The 18327-nt window shown below is 68.9% G+C and carries 18 protein-coding genes; 10 read left to right on the forward strand and 8 right to left on the reverse strand.

Annotation, left to right across the window (positions count from 1 at the left end):
• Window positions 1–13: 13 nt before the first annotated feature.
• Genes ACFWPQ_RS29905 through ACFWPQ_RS29915 form a run of 3 tightly spaced genes read right to left on the reverse strand, consistent with a single transcriptional unit; the run spans window position 14 to window position 3218 of the window.
• On the reverse strand, window positions 14–877 hold the full coding sequence (locus ACFWPQ_RS29905) for a carbohydrate ABC transporter permease (RefSeq protein ID WP_384041377.1): 864 nt from the start codon (window positions 875–877) through the stop codon (window positions 14–16).
• The gene (locus ACFWPQ_RS29910; protein ID WP_384041380.1) at window positions 874–1872 is read right to left on the reverse strand and encodes a carbohydrate ABC transporter permease; all 999 of its coding nucleotides are present in this window, start codon (window positions 1870–1872) and stop codon (window positions 874–876) included. Before ACFWPQ_RS29910 ends, ACFWPQ_RS29905 begins: the two co-directional genes overlap by 4 nt.
• Window positions 1869–3218, reverse strand: a complete 1350-nt coding sequence (locus ACFWPQ_RS29915; RefSeq protein ID WP_384041383.1) for an extracellular solute-binding protein — start codon at window positions 3216–3218, stop codon at window positions 1869–1871. Before ACFWPQ_RS29915 ends, ACFWPQ_RS29910 begins: the two co-directional genes overlap by 4 nt.
• A gap of 330 nt (window positions 3219–3548) precedes the next feature.
• Here ACFWPQ_RS29915 and ACFWPQ_RS29920 point away from each other — a divergent pair, with 330 nt between their 5' ends.
• From ACFWPQ_RS29920 to ACFWPQ_RS29955, 8 genes are all read left to right on the forward strand, one after another.
• On the forward strand, window positions 3549–4877 hold the full coding sequence (locus tag ACFWPQ_RS29920) for an ABC transporter substrate-binding protein (RefSeq protein WP_384041386.1): 1329 nt from the start codon (window positions 3549–3551) through the stop codon (window positions 4875–4877).
• A gap of 13 nt (window positions 4878–4890) precedes the next feature.
• Complete coding sequence (locus ACFWPQ_RS29925) at window positions 4891–5775, forward strand: carbohydrate ABC transporter permease (RefSeq protein ID WP_384041389.1); 885 nt, start codon at window positions 4891–4893, stop codon at window positions 5773–5775.
• Window positions 5775–6680 (forward strand): carbohydrate ABC transporter permease, encoded by a 906-nt coding sequence (locus ACFWPQ_RS29930; RefSeq protein ID WP_384041392.1) that lies wholly within the window; start codon window positions 5775–5777, stop codon window positions 6678–6680. Before ACFWPQ_RS29925 ends, ACFWPQ_RS29930 begins: the two co-directional genes overlap by 1 nt.
• Complete coding sequence (locus ACFWPQ_RS29935) at window positions 6677–8290, forward strand: family 43 glycosylhydrolase (RefSeq protein ID WP_384041395.1); 1614 nt, start codon at window positions 6677–6679, stop codon at window positions 8288–8290. The genes ACFWPQ_RS29930 and ACFWPQ_RS29935 overlap by 4 nt, the downstream gene beginning before the upstream one ends.
• Window positions 8291–8489: 199 nt before the next feature.
• Window positions 8490–9554: a LacI family DNA-binding transcriptional regulator gene (locus tag ACFWPQ_RS29940; protein WP_384041398.1), complete on the forward strand. Its 1065-nt coding sequence runs from the start codon at window positions 8490–8492 to the stop codon at window positions 9552–9554.
• A 30-nt stretch (window positions 9555–9584) separates the two neighbouring features.
• Window positions 9585–9791, forward strand: a complete 207-nt coding sequence (locus tag ACFWPQ_RS29945) for a hypothetical protein (RefSeq protein WP_384041401.1) — start codon at window positions 9585–9587, stop codon at window positions 9789–9791.
• A 260-nt stretch (window positions 9792–10051) separates the two neighbouring features.
• Entirely contained in the window at window positions 10052–10924 is an 873-nt protein-coding gene (locus tag ACFWPQ_RS29950) for a 5'-methylthioadenosine/S-adenosylhomocysteine nucleosidase (protein WP_384041404.1), read from the forward strand.
• Window positions 10845–11831 (forward strand): hypothetical protein, encoded by a 987-nt coding sequence (locus ACFWPQ_RS29955; protein ID WP_384041407.1) that lies wholly within the window; start codon window positions 10845–10847, stop codon window positions 11829–11831. Before ACFWPQ_RS29950 ends, ACFWPQ_RS29955 begins: the two co-directional genes overlap by 80 nt.
• Here ACFWPQ_RS29955 and ACFWPQ_RS29960 read toward each other — a convergent pair.
• Window positions 11820–13982, reverse strand: coding sequence for a tetratricopeptide repeat protein (locus ACFWPQ_RS29960; protein WP_384041410.1), 2163 nt, complete (start codon window positions 13980–13982; stop codon window positions 11820–11822). The two genes, ACFWPQ_RS29955 and ACFWPQ_RS29960, sit on opposite strands and share 12 nt — an antisense overlap.
• Before the next feature lie 179 nt (window positions 13983–14161).
• Between ACFWPQ_RS29960 and ACFWPQ_RS29965 the strand changes: the two genes are divergently transcribed.
• Complete coding sequence (locus ACFWPQ_RS29965) at window positions 14162–15034, forward strand: nucleosidase (protein WP_384041413.1); 873 nt, start codon at window positions 14162–14164, stop codon at window positions 15032–15034.
• A 68-nt stretch (window positions 15035–15102) separates the two neighbouring features.
• Here the strand turns inward: ACFWPQ_RS29965 and ACFWPQ_RS29970 are convergent, their stop codons facing one another.
• The 3 genes from ACFWPQ_RS29970 to ACFWPQ_RS29980 form a co-directional block, all read right to left on the reverse strand.
• Window positions 15103–15348 (reverse strand): hypothetical protein, encoded by a 246-nt coding sequence (locus tag ACFWPQ_RS29970; protein WP_217546969.1) that lies wholly within the window; start codon window positions 15346–15348, stop codon window positions 15103–15105.
• Window positions 15345–16211: an oxaloacetate decarboxylase gene (locus tag ACFWPQ_RS29975; RefSeq protein ID WP_384041416.1), complete on the reverse strand. Its 867-nt coding sequence runs from the start codon at window positions 16209–16211 to the stop codon at window positions 15345–15347. The genes ACFWPQ_RS29970 and ACFWPQ_RS29975 overlap by 4 nt, the downstream gene beginning before the upstream one ends.
• Window positions 16212–16485: 274 nt before the next feature.
• On the reverse strand, window positions 16486–17073 hold the full coding sequence (locus ACFWPQ_RS29980; protein ID WP_384041419.1) for a membrane lipoprotein: 588 nt from the start codon (window positions 17071–17073) through the stop codon (window positions 16486–16488).
• A gap of 117 nt (window positions 17074–17190) precedes the next feature.
• Between ACFWPQ_RS29980 and ACFWPQ_RS29985 the strand changes: the two genes are divergently transcribed.
• The gene (locus ACFWPQ_RS29985; RefSeq protein WP_384041422.1) at window positions 17191–17589 is read left to right on the forward strand and encodes a VOC family protein; all 399 of its coding nucleotides are present in this window, start codon (window positions 17191–17193) and stop codon (window positions 17587–17589) included.
• Here the strand turns inward: ACFWPQ_RS29985 and ACFWPQ_RS29990 are convergent.
• Window positions 17575–18249 carry a helix-turn-helix domain-containing protein gene (locus ACFWPQ_RS29990; protein WP_384041425.1) on the reverse strand — a complete coding sequence of 225 codons (675 nt, stop codon included), beginning with the start codon at window positions 18247–18249 and terminating at the stop codon, window positions 17575–17577. The genes ACFWPQ_RS29985 and ACFWPQ_RS29990 overlap by 15 nt on opposite strands.
• Window positions 18250–18327: the final 78 nt, after the last annotated feature.

The raw sequence follows: 18327 nt of genomic DNA on the forward strand, positions 1-18327 counted from the left end.
TGTGCGGGGCGGGCTACTTGAGGCCGGACGTCGACAGGCCAGCCACGAAGCCGCGCTGGGCGACCAGGAAGACCAGCAGGATGGGGACGACGTACATCACGGAGGCGGCGGCCTGGAGGTTGGTGATGGGGGTGCCGGCCGAGGAGACGTAGGTGGTCATCACGGCGACGGCGAGGGTGGAGCGGTCGGTGGACAGCAGGAGCTGCGGCGCGATGTAGTCACCCCAGGTCCAGGTGAAGGCGATGACGAAGCTCGCGGAGAGCACCGGCCAGGACTGCGGCAGGAAGATCCGCCAGAACATCCCGGCGTAACCGCAGCCGTCGACGATGGCCGCCTCCTCCAGTTCGCGGGGCAGTCCGGCGAAGAACTGCCGGAAGAGGAAGACCAGGTAGGGGGCGGAGGACAGGCCCCACAGCACCCAGGGCCAGTAGGTGTCGACCATGCCGAGCTTGGCGAAGATCAGGTAGGTCGGCAGCAGGGTGATCATCTGGGGCAGCATCATCGAGCCGATGAGGATGCCGAACAGGGTCTTCTTGCCGGGTGCGGTGAGCCGGGCGAAGCCGAAGCCGACCCAGGCGGAGCTGAGGGTGACGAGGGTCGCGTAGACGGTGGCGATGATCAGGGAGTTGCGGGCGTAGCCGAGGAAGTCGATGAGCCGGTAGGCGTCGGCGAAGTTGTGCCACTGGAAGTGGGTGGGCAGCCAGTGCACGGGGGCGGCGGCCAGTTCGGCGGGGGCCTTGAGGCCGGTGAGGACCAGCCAGCCGAACGGGCCGAGGAACAGGCCGGTGACGACGACGAGGACCGTGTACAGGACGAGCCGGTTGGCGCGTATCCGCACGCGGGCCGGGGACTTGGGGTTCACGCTGGTGGCGGTCACTTCTTCGCCTCCGGGTCGACGTTGTAGAACACCACACCGGAGGTGAACCTGAAGATGAGTCCGGTCGCGATGAGGATCAGGACGAAGAGCACCCACAGCAGTGCGGAGGCGTATCCGTAGCGGCCGAGCGCGAAGTACTCGGAGAACACGTGGATCATGTATGTGTAGTTGGACTGCGGGATCGTGGTCAGGCCACCCGTGGTGGAGAGCGGGGCCAGCAGCATCGGCATGATGGTCTGCACCGAGGCGATCACCCCGGTCACGGTCTGGAAGAGCAGCACCGGCGACAGCAGCGGCACGGTGATGCTGCGGAAGGTCCGCCAGGCGCTCGCCCCGTCGATACGGGCCGCCTCGTGGAGTTCGCGGGGCACGTCCTGGAGCCCCGCCAACGAGATGATCATGATGTTGCCGGCCGCCCAGAGGACCGTCATGACGAGCACGTAGCGTGCGTACGGATCCGCCAGCCAGCCGATCGCGTCGAAGCCGAAGAAGGTCAGCACCCCGTTGGCGGCACCGGAGTTCTGGTCGAAGAGGTTCTTGAAGGCGATCCCCGCGCCGACCGGCGGGACCACGGCCGGCAGATAGAGCAGGGTACGGAACAGCCCGCGTCCCCTGACCGGGCGGTTGACCAGGACGGCGAGCCCGAGCCCGGCGACGATCGACAACGGCACCGAGAGCAGCGCGAACAGACCCGCCCGGCCCAGTGCGTCCCAGGTGGCCGAATCGCCCATCAGCTCGCGGTAGTTGCCGAGACCGACGTAGTGCCAGTTCGGGGAGATGCCGTCGTACGTCGTGAAACTCAGCCACAGCGCGTAGGCCATCGGGGTGATGGTCAGCAGCGCGAACCCGATGATCCACGGGGAGGTGAACATGTAGAAGGCGCGGTGCCTGCGGACCGTCATCGAGGGCCCGGTGCGCTCGGCGGACCCGGCCCGGCCGGCGCCCGCGGTCGACCTCGGCCGGTCCGCGACCGAGGAGACCTGATCGACGGTCATCCCACCTGCTCCTTACCGCGCTTGAGCTGCTGGTTGATGGTCGAGTTCAGGTGTCCGGCGAGGCTGTCGACGGACATCTCGCCCTTCATCGCGGGCGTGGCGACCTGGTTGAAGAGCGCCTCGAAGGCGTCCCCCGAGATGTACGGCGACAGGGAGACCACCGAGAAGTGCCTGAGCTCGTTCTCCTGCGCCCGCAGGGTCCGTTTCTGGTACTCCTCCTTGGCCGGCATCAGCGGCCGCAGGGACTTCAGGGTGGGGATGCCCCAGCCACTGGAAGCGCGCGCCTTGGCCGGGGCCTCGCCGAAGAACCACTCGAAGACCCGCCAGGCGGCGTCCTTGTTCTTCGCCTTCCTCGGCATCCACAGGCCGGTGCCGCCCTGGCAGGCGCTGATGCGCGGGCCGCCCGCGAAGACCGGGGCGGGAGCGAGCCGGGAGACCTGGGCCAGCTTCTTGTCGGTGCCGATCATCCCGCCCATCCAGTAGCCGGAGTTCGACATGGCCAGCCGTCCGGCCTGGTAGGTCGGCCCGTCCCAGCCGTTGGGGTCGGGCAGGACCGGGCTGGGCCCGACCCTGAACCCGCAGTAGTCGATGTACCAGGCCAGCGCCTTGCGAGCCTCGGGGGTGGTGAAGTCGACCCTGGAGAAGTCGTCGCTGAAGAGGCTGCCGCCGGCGGAGGCGGTCATGGTCGCCATGAGGGTGAGCTTGACCAGGCCGTTGTAGCTGCCGCCGAAGACGGTGGTCTGCCCCTTGGACCGCTGGGCGAGCCGCCGGGCGTCGTCCAGCCACGCGTCGAAGGTGACGGGCTCGGTCTCCGACGGGTAGCTGACGTTCCTCTTGTCGAAGGCGGCGGTGTTGAACCAGAACATGGAGTCCTGGGAGAAGTCCTTCGCCATGCCGTAACGAGGGCCCTTGCCCTGGACCTTGCCGTCGTAGCGCCACAGGTCGTTGACGGGATCCAGGTCGTCGAGCCGGAGGACGCTGCTGGCGGCGAAGTACTCGTCCAGCTCCTGCATCACGTCCCGGGCCGCGAAGTACGCCGCGTCCACGGCGCCCACCCCGCGCACCAGGTCCGGCGGGCTGCCGCTGGTGAGCATCGCGATCAGCTTGGTGATGTCGTAGTCCACCCGCTCGATCGTGACGCCGGTGTCCTTCTTGGCCTGCTTGACCAGGTCGGGGCTGAGGTCGTCGGCCTTGACCATCATGGTGACGGTCTCGCCCGAGCTGCTGACCCCGGTGGACACCTGGAGCGCACAGCCGCCGAGCGACGCGGCACCGGCCGCGGCACCCGCCGCCGACAGGGCGAGAAAACGGCGCCGGCTGACCGGGGCACGGGCGTGCGTCTGCATGAACTACCCACTCTCTGAAGGGAGGTGACCGGATGTCGGCTCGGTTGGCAACCGGTTGCTATGAGCGGTGAGGGGAGCTTCAACCCGTACGGGAGCATCGTCAAGAGGCGCGACGAACTTTCGAAAACCCTTCAGCGGCAACCGGTTGTTCTTGCGTACCGGTTGCTGCTCACGGACCGTTCGACCGACCGCACGCCGAAAGATTCCGACTCATACCCCTTGCTGGGAGCGGCCGAGCCGTCCTACTGTCCCGTGGAAACCGGTTTCTAAGGCACTGCCGAGCCGCCGCCCTCCTCCCCGAGAGCGCCCACCTCCGAAGGAACACGGTCAATGAACTCCACCAGGTTGGTCCGCGCCGCGATCGCGGGCCTCGCGCTGACAGGTCTGCTCTCCGCCTGCGGCGGATCGGACTCCGGCTCCGGCGGCTCCGATTCGGCCTCCGGCCCGGTCACCCTGCCCTTCTGGGGCTGGGCGAACGGCCAGGACGCCGTGGTGAAGGCGTTCAACGCCGCTCACAAGGACGTCCGGTTGAAGTACACGAAGGTCACCGACCAGCTGACCATGCAGAAGCAGCTCACCAACGCGGTGAAGGCCGGCAACGCACCGTGCCTGGTGCAGAACACCGCCGAGTACGTGACGAGTTGGGTCGCCCAGGGCGCCCTCGCCGACATCACGCCGTACGTCGGGTCCGCCAAGGACAAGTTCAACTCCGGTTCCTGGTCGGCCGCACAGGTGCAGGGCAAGCTGTACGGCGTCCCCACCAGCTCCGCGCCGAACTTCACCATCTACCGCACGGACGTCTTCCAGAAGTACGGCCTCAAGGCCCCCACCACCTGGGACGAGTTCATCGCCGCGGGCAAGACGCTCAAGAAGCACGGCGTCAAGATCACCAACTTCGCCGGTGAGGACCCCAGCACCCTCGAAGTGCTCGCCATGCAGGCAGGCGCCCACTGGTACGCCATCGACGGCGACTCCTGGAAGGTGAACTTCCAGGACGCGGGCACCCTGAAGGCCGCCGACGTGATCCAGCAGATCATCGACAACGGCCTCGACTCCACGCTGTCCTTCGCCGACTACGCGGCCGTGCAGCGCAACTACGACAACGGCGGCACCGCGACCCGGCAGATCTCCACCTGGCAGATGGCCGGGATGGTGCAGAACTTCACCAAGTCCTTCGGCAAGTGGGCCCTCGCCCCCTGGCCGACCTTCACCGGCGAGGCCGCGAAGACCCCGGCCGGCACCAACCTCACCGGCAGCGTCACCCTCGTCACCAAGCAGTGCGCGCACCGACAGCAGGCCGCCGAGGCCGCGTTGTGGATGTCCACCGACTCCGGCGCGGTGAAGACGATGGCCAGCCCGACCACCGGCAACGGCGTGATGCCTGCCCTCGCCGACAGCAACGCCTACGTCGACGAGGCGATCTCCCAGAAGCTCCTCGGCTCGAACTACGACCCGGCGAAGAAGGTCGTCACCGACAGCCTGAACACGGTCACCACCGACTGGACCTTCGGCCCCGACTGGACCGCCATGTTCACGGAGCTGCAGAGCGGCTGGGCGAAGGTGGTCAGCAAGCAGCAGAAGGTCACCGACCTCCTCGCCCACATGCAGCAGTGGACGGTCGCCGACCTCAAGTCCCGCGGCATCAGCGTCGAGGGCTGAGGCGGGCGCCCGGATGGTCCGCTCCCAGCGCTGGAAGGGCGCCGCCTTCACGGTGCCCTTCCAGCTCGGCTTCGTCTTCCTCTACCTGATCCCGATCGGGTACGCCGGCTACGAGTCGCTGTACCGCTCCCGGTCCTCCGGCCTCGGCCTCGGCGGCACCACCGACGAGTTCTCGGGCCTGGCCAACTACCACCAGGGCCTGACGGACCCGGCGTTCCTCGACTCGGTCCTGCGCGTGCTCGTGTTCGCCTGCGTCCAGATCCCCGTGATGCTGCTGATCAGCCTGCTCCTCGCGCTCTTCCTGGACACGCTGACCTCCCGGGCGGCGGGCCGATTCCGCATCCTGCTCCTGGTCCCGTACATGATCCCGGGAGTGGTCGCCGCACTCGTCTGGATCAACCTCTACAGCCCGGACGTCGGCCCCCTCACCCCTCTGGGCAAGGTGTTCGGCCTCGACTGGAACTTCTTCGCGCCGTCGATGGTGTGGCCGTCCATCGGCAACCTGCTGACCTGGCACGGCATCGGCTACAACATGGTGATCATCTACTCGGCGCTGCAGGGCGTCCCGCGTGAACTCTTCGAGGCGGCGCGGCTGGACGGCGCCTCGGAGCGCCGCATCGCGCTGAGCATCAAAGTCCCCTACGTGCGCGGCGCGTTGGTCCTCACCGGCATGCTGTCGATCATCCAGATGCTCCAGATCTTCAACGAGCCGGCCCTGTTCCGGAACGTCACGCCCCAGACGGTGAGCGACAGCTTCACCCCGATCATGGTGATCTACAACCAGGCGTTCAACGCGGGCAACTACCACTACGCGGCCGCCCTTTCGGTCCTGCTGGCCCTGATCCTCGGCGTCGCCTCCTTCCTCTTCTACCGGCTGACCGCGAAGGAGGCCGACTGATGGCACTCACCGAGGAACGCACCAGGACCCACGCCGTCCGCCGCATCAACAAGCCCGATCCGGCGGCCCGTTCCCGGGGCGGCCAGCGTTTCCTCCTGGTCGGCCTGGCCCTGGCGAGCACGTACAGCCTCTTCCCGGTCTGGTGGCTGGTCGTCGCCGCGACGAAGGACCGCACCGCCCTCTACCAGAGCAACGGCCTCTGGTTCTCCGGCTGGCACCTCTGGACCAACCTGAACCAGCTGTTCACCTACGAGAACGGCATCTTCCTGCGCTGGACCGCCAACTCCTTCCTCTACGCCGGAGTCGGCTCCCTCGGCGGCACGCTCATCGCCCTCGCCACCGGCTACGGTCTGGCCCGCTTCCGGTTCCCCGGCCGCGACCTGGTCTTCGCCTGCGTGGTCGGTTCCTTCCTGGTCCCGATCGCCCTGCTCACCCTCCCCCTCTATCTCCTCTTCTCGAAGATCGGCCTGGTGGACACCCCCTGGGCGATGCTGATCCCCTGCCTGATCAACCCGTTCAGCGTCTACCTGGCGAAGGTCTACACCGAGGCCACCGTCCCCTACGAGCTCCTCGAAGCCGCCCGCATCGACGGCGCGGGCGAACTGCGCATCTTCTTCTCCATCGTCCTGCGCATGATGACCACCGGCGGCGCCACGGTCTTCCTGCTGGCCTTCGTCAACACCTGGAACGCCTTCTTCCTCCCCCTCGCCGTGCTCCGCGGCGAACAGAACTGGACCCTCAACCTGGGCCTGTACAACTGGTCCGGCAAACGCCTGGAATCCGGCGTCGACCTGACCGCCCTGGTCCTCACCGGTGCCCTGCTCTCCATCGTCCCGATGGCCGTCATGATGATCGCGATGCGCCGATACTGGCGCTCCGGAGTCACCCTGGGAGCCCTGAAGTGACCGAGCTCCACAACCCGGTGATCCGCGGCTTCGCCCCCGACCCCTCCCTGGTCCGCGCCGGCGACTGGTACTACGTCGCCAACAGCTCCTTCGAGTGGTTCCCGACGATCCCGATCCACCGCTCCCGCGACCTGGCCCACTGGGAGTACGCGGGCCACGTCGAGGGCGCGGCCCCCGGCGGCTCCCTGGCCGGCGTCCCCGACTCGGGCGGCATCTGGGCCCCGTCCCTGAGCTGGGACGGGGAACGCTTCTGGGTGACGTACTCCCTCGTCCGCTCGGTCGGCACCCCGTACTTCGACGCCGACACCTACGTCAGTACGGCCACCGAGGTGTCCGGCCCCTGGAGTCCCCCGCGGCGCGTCCCGAGCCACGGCTTCGACCCCGCGCTCCACCACGAGAACGGCCACCTCTGGCTCCTCAACCTCCAGAACGACCACCGCCCGGGCGGCCGGCGCTTCGCGGGCATCGTCGCCACGGAACTGGACCGGGAGACGCTCACTCCCGTCGGCACCACCCACCTCCTCCTCCAGCACGACCGGCTGATCGAGGGCCCGAAGCTGCTTAGGCGGGACGGCTGGTACGTCCTGGTCCTGGCCGAGGGCGGCACGGGCTTCGAACACGGGGTACGGGTGGCCCGCAGCCGCGACCTCACCGGCCCGTACGACCTCGACGAACGGCCACTGCTGACGGCGAGGGAAGACCCGGAGTGGCCGTTGCAGAAGGCGGGGCATGCGGAGTTGGTGGAGACGGCGGAGGGTGAGTGGTACTTGAGCCACCTGGCAGCACGACCGCTCAAGACACCGGAGGGCTTGCGATGCCCACTCGGCCGGGAGACCGCGATCCAGGCGGTGACGTGGGACGCGGAGGGCTGGCCGAGACTCGGGCACGGGGACACCCGTCCCGCGCTCACGATTGAGCTACCCGAACTGGAGCGCCCCGTAAGGGGCGCGGGGAACTGCGCGACCAGCCCCCACCGCCCCGCAGCCGACAACGCACCCCCCTACTACACCCTCCGCTCTCCAGCCACCCCCTCCTGGACAGACCCCACCACCCGCCCCGGCTGGCTTCGCCTCCGCGGCCACCACGGCCCCGACTCCCTCTGGTCCCACCACCTCCTGGCCCGCCGCATCACCGAACACCACACCGAGGCCCAGGTCACCCTCCAGGCAACCCCGACCACCTTCACCCAGTCGGCCGGCCTGCTCCTCTGGTACAACACCTCGGCCTACTACGCCCTGGACCTCACCTGGTCGGAGCCGGAGGGCGAAGCACAGCACGGCCAGCAGTGGCGGCACGCCGGCCGAACGGTCCTCGCCCTCACCGCACGGGACGAGAACGAGACCCACCGCGTAACCGAGGTGGAGGTCGAAGCGGCCGCCCCCCTCACCCTCGGCGTCACCGTCGACGGCGCCGACGCCCAGTTCTGGCACCTCACCGACGACGCCCGCTCCCCCATCGGCCCGCCCCTCGACTTCACCCGCCTGTCCGACGACCACGGCTCCCGCCTCCGCTTCACCGGCGCAATGGCGGCAATCCACGCCGTAGACCTCGTCGACGCCTCTTTCACCGCGGACTTCACAGATTTCCGAGTCATCTGCACACCCGCCTAATACGACCACCTCTGTTCGAAGTTTCGAAAGTCCGGAACCCGCCGATCCCGTGAATTCCCAGGTCTTCACGCCGAGTTGACGCGCACCTATCGTAGGAAGCGCTTACTGCACGGCTTGCACACAGACCGCGGAAGCAGCGTTGGTCGCAACTTTCGTTACTTTCGTTGGCCCAAGGGCGGGCCGGAGAGGCGGGTTCCCCATGGTCCGTGCCGGAGGTACGAGCGTGGCGGCGGCCGGTCCGACGCTGGCGGTGGTGGCCCGCGAGGCGGGCGTCTCCGTACCGACCGCGTCGAAGGTGGTGAACGGCAGGGACGACGTGGCCCCCGAGACCCGCCGCCGGGTCACCGAGGCCCTCGAACGACTCGGCTACGTCCGCCGACCGCGGTTCGACGCGACGAAGGCACCCGCACTGATCGACCTGGTCGTGCAGGCGCTGGACAGCTCGTGGTCGGGGGCGGTGCTGCACGGGGTGGAGGAGGCGGCGTACGAGGCGGGTCTCGAGATCGTGGTGTCGGCGGGGCCGGCCCGGGCCCGGGCGGGCCGCCCGGAGCGCGGCTGGCTGGACAAGCTCACCGCACGCGGCTCGTCCGGGGTGCTGTTCAACCTGGCCGAGCTGACCCAGGCGCAGTACGCCTGGCTGGACCACCACCGCATCCCGTACGTACTGATCGACCCGGTCCACGAGCCCCCGGCGGGCGTGGTCTCCGTCGGGGCGGCGAACTGGCAGGGCGGGGTCACCGCCACCGAGCACCTGCTGGCCCTCGGCCATGAGCGGATCGCGGTGATCGCCGGCAACCGGCGCCGGATGTGCAGCGGCGCCCGGGTGGCCGGCTACCGCTCGGCGCTCGCCTCGGCGGGGCTGCGCCATCGGGTCGAGTACGTCCGGCACGCGGGCTTCGACGAGGAGACGGCCCGGCACCGTATGCACGAGCTGCTCGACCTGCCGGAGCCGCCGACCGCCGTGTTCGTCTGCTCGGACCGGATGGCGCTCGGGGTGTACGCGGCGCTGGCCGAACGCGGGCTGCGGGTGCCGTCGGACATCAGCGTGGTCGGCTTCGACGATCTGCCCGAGGCGCGCTGGGGGACCCCCGCGTTGACCACGATCCGCCAGCCCCTGTCGGAGATGGCGGCGACGGCGCTGCGGCTGCTGGTACGGCTGATGCACGGGGACCGTCCGGAGGGCACCCGGACGGAGCTGTCGACCAGGCTGGTGGTGCGGGCCAGTACGGCGGCCCCGCCTGCCCGTTCGGACCTACGAGGGTGACCGCACCCACCTCAAGATCGTTTCCAGGGCATGAATCCCACCCTGCGCACCGCGGCGGCCTGTGCCCTGGCCGTAGCCGCCGTGACCACGGCCCTGGGCACCGCCCGGGCCACGACCCTGACCCTTGCCCCGGCCCGGCACCACGCCACGGTGGCCGTACCGGCGGCCGACGAGCACGACCCGAAGGAGGACGTGGAACTGGACGAGAACGGCCGACCCGACCTCGGCGAGGACTGAGAACCACTTTCGGACCACATGGCACCCTGCCCGGTCGGGACGCGCTCGCGTGCCTCGATCTGGCAGGGTCGCACCCCGTTCCGAGACCGACGGCGCGATCGACTTGAACTCCGTTGCTCCAAGGGGCCATTTCAATGATCGCAGCGGACGTATTTCCGCTGATGCATACGAGCTGAAATCTGCCGGAAGGAGTGCTTCCGCCCCAGGGATGTCCTACCGTCTGTCTCCTGAGAACCTCTCACCGAAGCGAGGCCGGTCCTGTGCCCCACACATCGCCTCCCACCGTCGTCGTCCTGACCGCGCTCCCGCTGGAGTACGAGGCCGTCCGGGCCCATCTCGGCTCACTCCGGACGATCGAGCATGACGCCGGCACGTGGGCTGCCATCGGCCCACTCGACGACACGCCCTGGCAGGTGGCCCTCGTACAGATGGGAGAGGGCGCCGTGAACGCGGCCGTGCTCACGGAACGGGCCATCAGCTGGCTGCGTCCCCAGGCCCTGCTCTTCGTCGGTGTGGCCGGCTCTCTCAAGAAGAAGAAAGTCAAACTCGGCGACGTCGTGTTCGCCACCAAGGTGTACGCCTACCACGGTGGCCGGGACACGACGGAGGGATTCAAAGTGCGTCCGGACTCCTGGCGCAGCAGCCAACGCCTGGACCAGGCGGCGCGTCACGTTCTGGGCACCACAGCTCACTTCAAGCCGATCGCCGCCGGAGACGTGCTTCTTGACAGCGAAGTCTCGGCAGTTGCGAAGCACCTCAAGAACCACTACGAGGACGCAGTGGCGATCGAGATGGAGGGCAACGGCGTCGCACACGCGGCTCACCTCAGCAACCGGGTGGACGCGGCCGTCATCCGCGGAATCAGCGACCTTGCGAACGGCCGCAAAGCGAGGGCCGACGCCTCCGGCTCCCAACTGCGCGCCGCGGCGCGCGCCGCCGAGGCCGCGTTCGCCATCCTGCGTGATCTGCCGCCGTTGGACCCTGCCCGACAAGGTGGCACAGCGGCGGCTCACGAGACCACACCGGAGCCGACCGCCGTATACAGCGGTGACCATGTCGATCACCGGAACAACATCAACTACGCGCCCGTCGTCGGCAAGATCGTGTACCAGAACCCACCCCGACAGAATTGACGGCAGCGAGATTCCCGTGGCACAGACGCCTGGCCCGTATCCCACCGTTGCCGTGCTCACCTCCCATCCGCGGTGGTACGCATCTGTGCGCAAGCGGCTCGCCGACGTACGACGGCGCGAGCACCCTTCAGGAACCAGATTCGACACCGGCTTCCTTGCGGGCACCCAATGGGAAGTCGCAGTCGCGGACATGGGTACGGGCAACGACGCGGCCACCGAGATCATCAGACAGGCTGCCACCTGGCTGCATCCGCAGGTCCTGCTCTTTCTCGGCGCCGCGGGAGGCAAGGAGTTCATTCGCCTGGGTGATGTGGTGGTCGCCACCAAGGTCTACCGACACGACCGGCACACAACAGCCGCCTCGCTTCCTCAGCTTGCCTCACACCGATTGGAACAGGCCGCCAGGATGGCGCTGCGCGAGGGATCGCATTGGTGCGAAAGCGAAACCGGTGTGCACTTTAGGCCCGTCGTCGCCGTTCCCGACGAACGTGCGACCGAGGCACGCCGTTCTGGTGACTGCCTGGCGGCGGAGCAGGATGCTCTGGAGACGTATCGGGACGCGGTCGCGGTCGAACTGAGGAGTACCGGAGTCGCCTGCGCCCCGCCCCTTGTCGGCCCGTTCAGCAACGCGCCGGAGGTTCTGACGATCCGGGGCATTACTTTCACCGTGCCACCCAACAAACAGGACGTGTCCGGGCTTTACGAAGAAGTCGTCGAAACGACGACCGCGGCTGCCCTCGCGATCCTTGCCGAACTCGCACCCTGGAGTTCCGCAGTCAAGGCATCGGCAGGTACGGCAGACGGATCCCCGGTGATCCACTACGGCGACCACATCGACTTCCGCAACAGCGTGTTCAAGGCCCCCACCACGGGAAAGTACGTCCGCGGCGAGGACTCAACGCCCTGACGGGGAGAGCGCACGTGCCTGGGCGTACGCCTCCATCGCCTCCTCGGCGCGGCCCGCCGCTTCGAGAGCCCTCCCGAGGTTGCGGTACGTCTCGGCACCTCGTGCCCAGTCACCGACTTCGCTCAGAAGTCGGGCCGCCTGCGAGAAGGCCCTGAACGCGTCGTCATTCCGGCCTGCCTCGTCCAGCACGATGGCCAGGTTGTTCCATGTCATCGCTTCCCCGTGCCGGTCACCGGCCAGCCTACGTAGGTCACCGGCCCGGGCGAAGGATTCGACGGCCGGTCCGAGCCTGCCCAGACGAGTCTCGGCGATCGCCAGATTGTTCCACTGGATGGCCTCCCCCACCTTGTCGCCCCTGGCTCGGTGCAGGTCACGGGCCTGGTTGTAGGCCCCGACAGCCGCTGCGGGCCGGCCCGCGCTCTGCAGGGCGTCCCCGAGGTTGTGCCAGGCCGTTGCCTCCCGCAACGGGTCGTCGGAGCGCGCCGCGAACCGGTGTGCCAGGGTGCTCACCGTCACGATCTCCTCGAACAGACCACGTCGTCTCAGGTATTCGGTGAGGTACAGGGCGAGATCGAGGGCACGTGCTGTAAGCCTGCTGTCCTCACCCCATTGGACGGCGGCCAGCAGCCCGAGCCGCTCCTGATCGAGCCAGGCCAGCGCCTCCTCGATGTCATTGAAACAAGCACCGAAACCCAGTCCGCGCAAGCGGTCGTCGGCTTCGTCGGCCCGCTCCACATAGTGGTCGAGCACGCGATCCCTCGCTGTCTCGCGCTCCGCGAGGCAGGAAGGGTCGTCGGCGGACACCTGCGTGGCGAACACCCGGACCAAGTCGTGCAGCCGCCACTGGGTACGGCTGCTGCCCCGGTCGACAAGGTAAGCACGCTCCAGTACAGCGAGCGTGACCGGTGGTGGTGCAGCCCCGAGCAGCGCGGCCAGTACCTCAGTGCCTGTCTCCGGTCCCGGAGCCTCGGCCAACAGCCTTAACATCCTGGCTTGTTCGGGATTCAGCCGCTGGTACGAGAGGTCGAAGGCCGCGCGCACGCTGCGCTCTCCGTCGTCGAGGTAGGACAGGCGCGTCTCCTGGTCACGTAGTTCGTGCACCGACTCGGCGACCGGCTTGTCTGGATCCCAGACGAGATGTGCTGCCGCGATCTGCAGAGCGAGAGGCAAGTGGCCGCAAAGGGCAGCGAGTTCGACGGCAGCCGCGGCTTCCGCGGTGATCCGATGGTCCATGCCGTCGGCCAGCCGCAGCACCTGGTCCAGCAGAGCGACTGCGGCCTTGGAAGTCAGTTGCCTCAATGGCAGGTGACGGGCGTTGAGTTGAGGAATCGCGGTCCGGGACGTGATGAGGATGCGGTGCCGGGAGTCCGCGGGAAGCAGGGGGCGGACCTGCTCCGGAGACGCGGCGTTGTCCGCGACTATCAGCACGCGATCGGGCCAGCGTGCCAGTTGGCTGCGGTAGTGCTTGACCCGCTCCTCCTCGGTGGTGAGCTGCTCGGCAGGTGTGCCGAGATCCTCCAGAAGTGTGCCAAGTGCTTGCTCGGCGGTGATGCTCGTGTTGTCGTGGCCGTGCAGGTCGATGAAGAGCACGCCGCCGGGAAACCAGCCCCTGTCGTTGGCAGCGTGGGCCGCTTCCGTCGCGAGTGCGGTCTTGCCCACCCCCGCCATGCCGGCCAGCACGGTTGCCGTGACAGCTCCGGGCCGCGACGGCCCGGAACTCGGGCACAAGAACCCCTCCAGTTCCTTCAGCAGCTTTTTGCGCCCGGTGAAGCTGGGAGTCGCGGGAGGAAGGGAGCCGACCGCGGCCGGGGGAAGAGCCGCGGGCGCCGGCACACCGTGGAAATGCTGATGAAGTACCGAGCCGACCGCATCGCCGAGGAACAGTCCCTCGAAGTCGATGTGGTCTCCCCTGACGCGGGTTCCGTGCCTGGGTGTCCGGCTCTCCATGGCCGCGGCGACGGCCTGGGCAGCGCCCGGGTCTGTTGAAAACAGCGTGCGCAACCGATCACGCAGCGCGGCTGGAACGGCCGGCGGACCGGCGTGCTCAGCCGCGGTGAGATACGGCGCCAAGGCACGGGCTAAGTCCTGTCCGAGCGGGCCGGCGGCCCCGTCGGACAGTGCTACCAGCAGTGCCTCCTGGTCCGGTTCCATGCTTGTCCCCCGTACCGCGAAATCCGGCCCCACGGTAATGCCGGGCAGACTGCTCGCGCACCCCGTCCGCCCGATCCCGCCTACGGAAACCGCAGCCGCCGGAGCGAAGTCCCACTACAGTGCTAAGCATGGACCCGCCGGGCTGACAGGTGCGGCGGCTTACGGGTGGGGGTGGTCAAGTGCCGGGCAGGAATCCTCTGGCGGCGGTCATCACCACCGTCCCCGCGGAGTACGAGTCGATGCGATCACATCTGCCGAACCTACGGGATCGAATTGCAGGAGACCATGGTCTGCGCATAGAAGTGGGCGCTCTGCCCGGCAGCGGCTGGCAAGTGGCTCTGGCGGAATCCGGCGAGTTCGGCGCGCCGTTCGCCCCGCTTGTCAATGACATCGTTCACGCGCTCCACCCCGATGCTCTTCTGTTCGTCGGTATCGCGGGCGGGCTCGAGGAGGGCCTGCGTATCGGTGACGTGGTGGTGGCAACCCGCGTCTACGCATTCCGGGGTGGGAAGTTGACGCCCGAAGGCTTCTACGCACGCCCTCAGTCCTGGCATCCCTCACACCGGATGCTGCAGGCCGCGCGATACGCCCTGCACGACACCCCCAGGGTCTTCTTCAAGGCGATCGCGGCCGGGGACGTCGTCATCAACAGCCAACAGTCCTCGCTCCTTTCGCAGTTGAAACGTCACTACAACGACGCGGCCGCCATCGAAATGGAAGGCGCCGGCATGGCTCATGCCGGGCATCTGACCGCTGGAGTGGAAACTCTGACCATCCGTGGCATCAGCGACGTGGCGAACACGGCCAAGGACTTCGAAATCCACGGTGGGGCCCAGCAGTATGCGGCCGCCCGGGCGGCGGAGGTCGCCGTAGCCGTGCTACGGAAATTTGATCCACTGCCGGATCAGAGCGTGGACGAAGCGCACTACGGCGGCGACCACATCGACTTCCGTGGCAGCACGTTCTTCGGACCGGTCGCGGGGAAGGTCACGGCCGAGCGACCGCACGGGGACGACGTGAACTTCGGCCGACGGGACCTGAACGAGCACTGAGCACCGCCGGCACGCCTGAGGGCGGCCGGACCTGGGTCCGGCCGCCCTCGCAGCCTCAGTCGTGGTGCTCAGTCGTCGTCGTCCTGGCGCGGCTCCCCGAGCAGCGCCTGGATCGCGTCCACGGCGCTGCCGTCGTGGTCGCTGCCCGCCGTGCCTCTGCCGGCCTGGATGTTCGCCGTGCGGTCCACCTCCAGGATGGAGTCCGCGTTGGAGTTGTCCAGCACGGTGATCAGGCTGCCGGCCGCGTGCGCGGGGGCCACGGCCGCGCCGAGCAGCGCCGCCGTGAGGGCCGCGGCGGTCCGCAACCGCGTCACACGCCCACGCCCTCTGGCTCGTCGAGCCGCTCCCGGGCGATGTTCCGCTCCAGCAGGGTGGTGGAGGCCTTGACGCCGATGCCACTGGCCGCGTCGACCTGCGGCAGCCGGCCGTCCGCGGACTTCAGTTCGCTCAGCGCCGAGTCCATCGCCTCGTGCGCGGCGAACAGACAGGGCGTGGAGTAGATCGCGACGTCGACGCCGAGGTCGTCCAGCTCGGTGAGCGAGAGGCGGGGCGACTTGCCGCCGGCGATCTGGTTGAAGAGCAGCGGCTTGTCGCCGACGACCTTGCGGATCCGGCGGATCCACTCCTCGCTGCGCACCCCGTCGACCAGGATCACGTCGGCGGCGGTGGCGGCGAGCCGCTCCGCGCGGTGCAGGATGTCGTGCTCGTCGGTGGCGTCCGTGCGGGCCACGACGACCAGGTCCTGGCGGGTCTCCAGGACCTTCTCCAGCTTGTCCAGGTACTCCTCCAGAGGCAGCACCTGCTTGCCGTCGGCGTGCCCGCAGCGGCGCGGCCGTTTCTGGTCCTCCAGGATCACCCCGGAGGCACCGATCCGCTCCAGCCCCTCGACGACGTGGCAGGCGACTTCGGAGTCGACGTACCCGTCGTCGATGTCGACGAGGAGGTGGTGGTGCGGGAACGCACCCCGCAGCCGCTGGACGAAGGCCACCATGTCGGGCCAGGCGATGAATCCGATGTCGGGCAGGCCGTAGTACGAGGCGGCGAAGCCGAAGCCGGAGACGAACATCCCGTCGTAGTGCTTGGCGGCGATCGACGCCGAGTACATGTCGTACACACCGATCAGCGGGGTGGTCCCCGGCCCGGCGATCTGTTCGCGCAGCTTTTTCCCGTAAGTCAAGGTCCGGCTCCTCCTGTGGGTGGGTGGCGCGGGGGCACAGCTCGGCTCCCGCGTCTCGACGCCCTTTGCCAAGACAAGAGCATCTCTAGGTACGCACGTGACTATCTCCGTGCGCGACCTTTACTCACCCCAATGGCGGATCCGGTTCACCGGAGAAACGTCACTGGACCAGCCGTGCGGCCCAGGCGACACCCCCGTACAGGTGGGCCTGGAAGCCGGAATCCCGGTACTTCTCCCGGGCGTGACCGCGGGCTGTACAGAACACCCGTTCGGCTCACAGGCCCGGCGTCGGCACGCTGTTGTCGGGCGGGCCGCCGTCCCCGTTGGTCGGCAGGTCGCCGCGCTGCACCGGTTCGCCGTCGGTGAAGGCCGGGTCGAGGGTGGGCAGCAGGGTGTCGAGTTCACCGGCGGTGGGGCGGTGGACGGCGCGCAGCGCCTTGCCCAGCACCGCGCCGGAGACCCCGCCCTCGCCCTCCAGCCACACCACGCAGTCCTTCTCCACCACCTCGTACTCGTGCTGCCCGGCGTAGCGCAGGTGGTCGGTGTAGAGGTGGATGACGGCGCCGGTCCGGTCCGTGTACGCGGCGGAGAAGCCGTCGTCGCCCTGTACGCCGACGGACTGCTGGGCGAGGGTGAAGCCCGGTGCGTCGGTGACGTAGACCAGCTCCGGGGCCATCCCCAACGCCTTGGCCTTGGCGGCCAGTTCGGCCTGGTCGGCGGGGGCGGTGCCGGCGTCCGTGGGGGCGGTGCCGGCGCCCGCGGGAGCGCCGGAGTCTGCGGAGCCCGCCTTCTCGGTACCGCAGCCGGTGAGCAGGGCGGCGGCGAGGAGCAGGGGCGGCAGGACGCGCACGGCACGGATCATGCGCCCATCGTGCCGCACAGGCGTTCCACAGGGGGACCGGTTTTCCTCCCGTCCGGAGGAGGCCGGTGCGTCCGATTCCTTCAAGACCGACGCCCGGAATCCGCCTACGGTGACGGCATGACTCCACGATTCGCCGTGATCGGCCTCGTCACCTCCGACCTGGCCGCGTCCCTCGCCTTCTACCGCCGCCTCGGCCTGGTCTTCCCGCCCGGCGCCGAGGAACAGCCGCACGTCGAGGCCGAGTTGCCGGGCGGCCTCACCCTCGCCCTGGACACGGAGGAGACGATCCGTTCCTTCCACCCGGCCTGGCACCCGCCGGCCGGCGGCGGCCGGACGGCACTCGCCTTCCGCTGCGACTCGCCCGCCGAGGTGGACGCCCTCTACGACGACCTGGTGGGCGCCGGCCACCACGGCGAACTCAAGCCGTGGGACGCGTTCTGGGGTCAGCGGTACGCCACGGTGCACGACCCCGACGGCAACGGCGTCGACCTGTTCGCCCCGCTACCCGCCGAGTAGCCCGGTCAGCGGCAGACCCGCCAGCTCCCGTACGTCCCGCGCGAGATGAGGCTGGTCCGCGTACCCCGCCCGGACCGCCGTCTCCGCGAGCGGCACCCCGGCCCGGGCGAACGCGAGCGCCCGCTGCAGCCGCAGCACCCGGGCCAGCGTCTTGGGCCCGTAGCCGAAGGCGGCTCGGCTACGGCGATGCAACTGACGTGCGCCGAGGCCGAGTTCGTCGGCGACGGCGGCGACGGGGCGCCCCGCGCCCAGGGCTTCGACCAGCCGCCGCAGCGACGGGTCGCAGGGCAGCGCCCGTTCCAGGGCGATCTCCTCCAGCGCGCCGGCCGGATCACCGGCACCCGCGACCCGGTCCCGCAGCCGCCGCACGTCGGCGGCCGGCCACAGGTCACTCAGCTCGACCCGCTGATCGAGCAGCGCGTACGCCGGCACACCGAGCAGGGCGGGCGCGGTACCGGGATAGAAACGAAGGCCCACCCACACCCCCCGGGCGCCCTCGGTGACGTAAGCACGCGTATCGGGCCCGGCGACCAGCAGCCGCCCGTCGTGCCAGAGCAGGTCCATGCACCCGTCGGGCAGCACGCGCCCGGCCCCACCCTCGTCGGGCCGGTTCACCCAGACAACGGCACCGGAGACCCGAGACGCCCACTCCTTGTACACACACGCCAGCCTAGACGCGCCCCTTCAGGGGCAAGGGGCACCGTTCGACATGCCGGCCAGCTCGCGCCCCGTAAGGGG

It is taken from the genome of Streptomyces sp. NPDC058464, assembly GCF_042721035.1.
Lineage (GTDB): Bacteria > Actinomycetota > Actinomycetes > Streptomycetales > Streptomycetaceae > Streptomyces.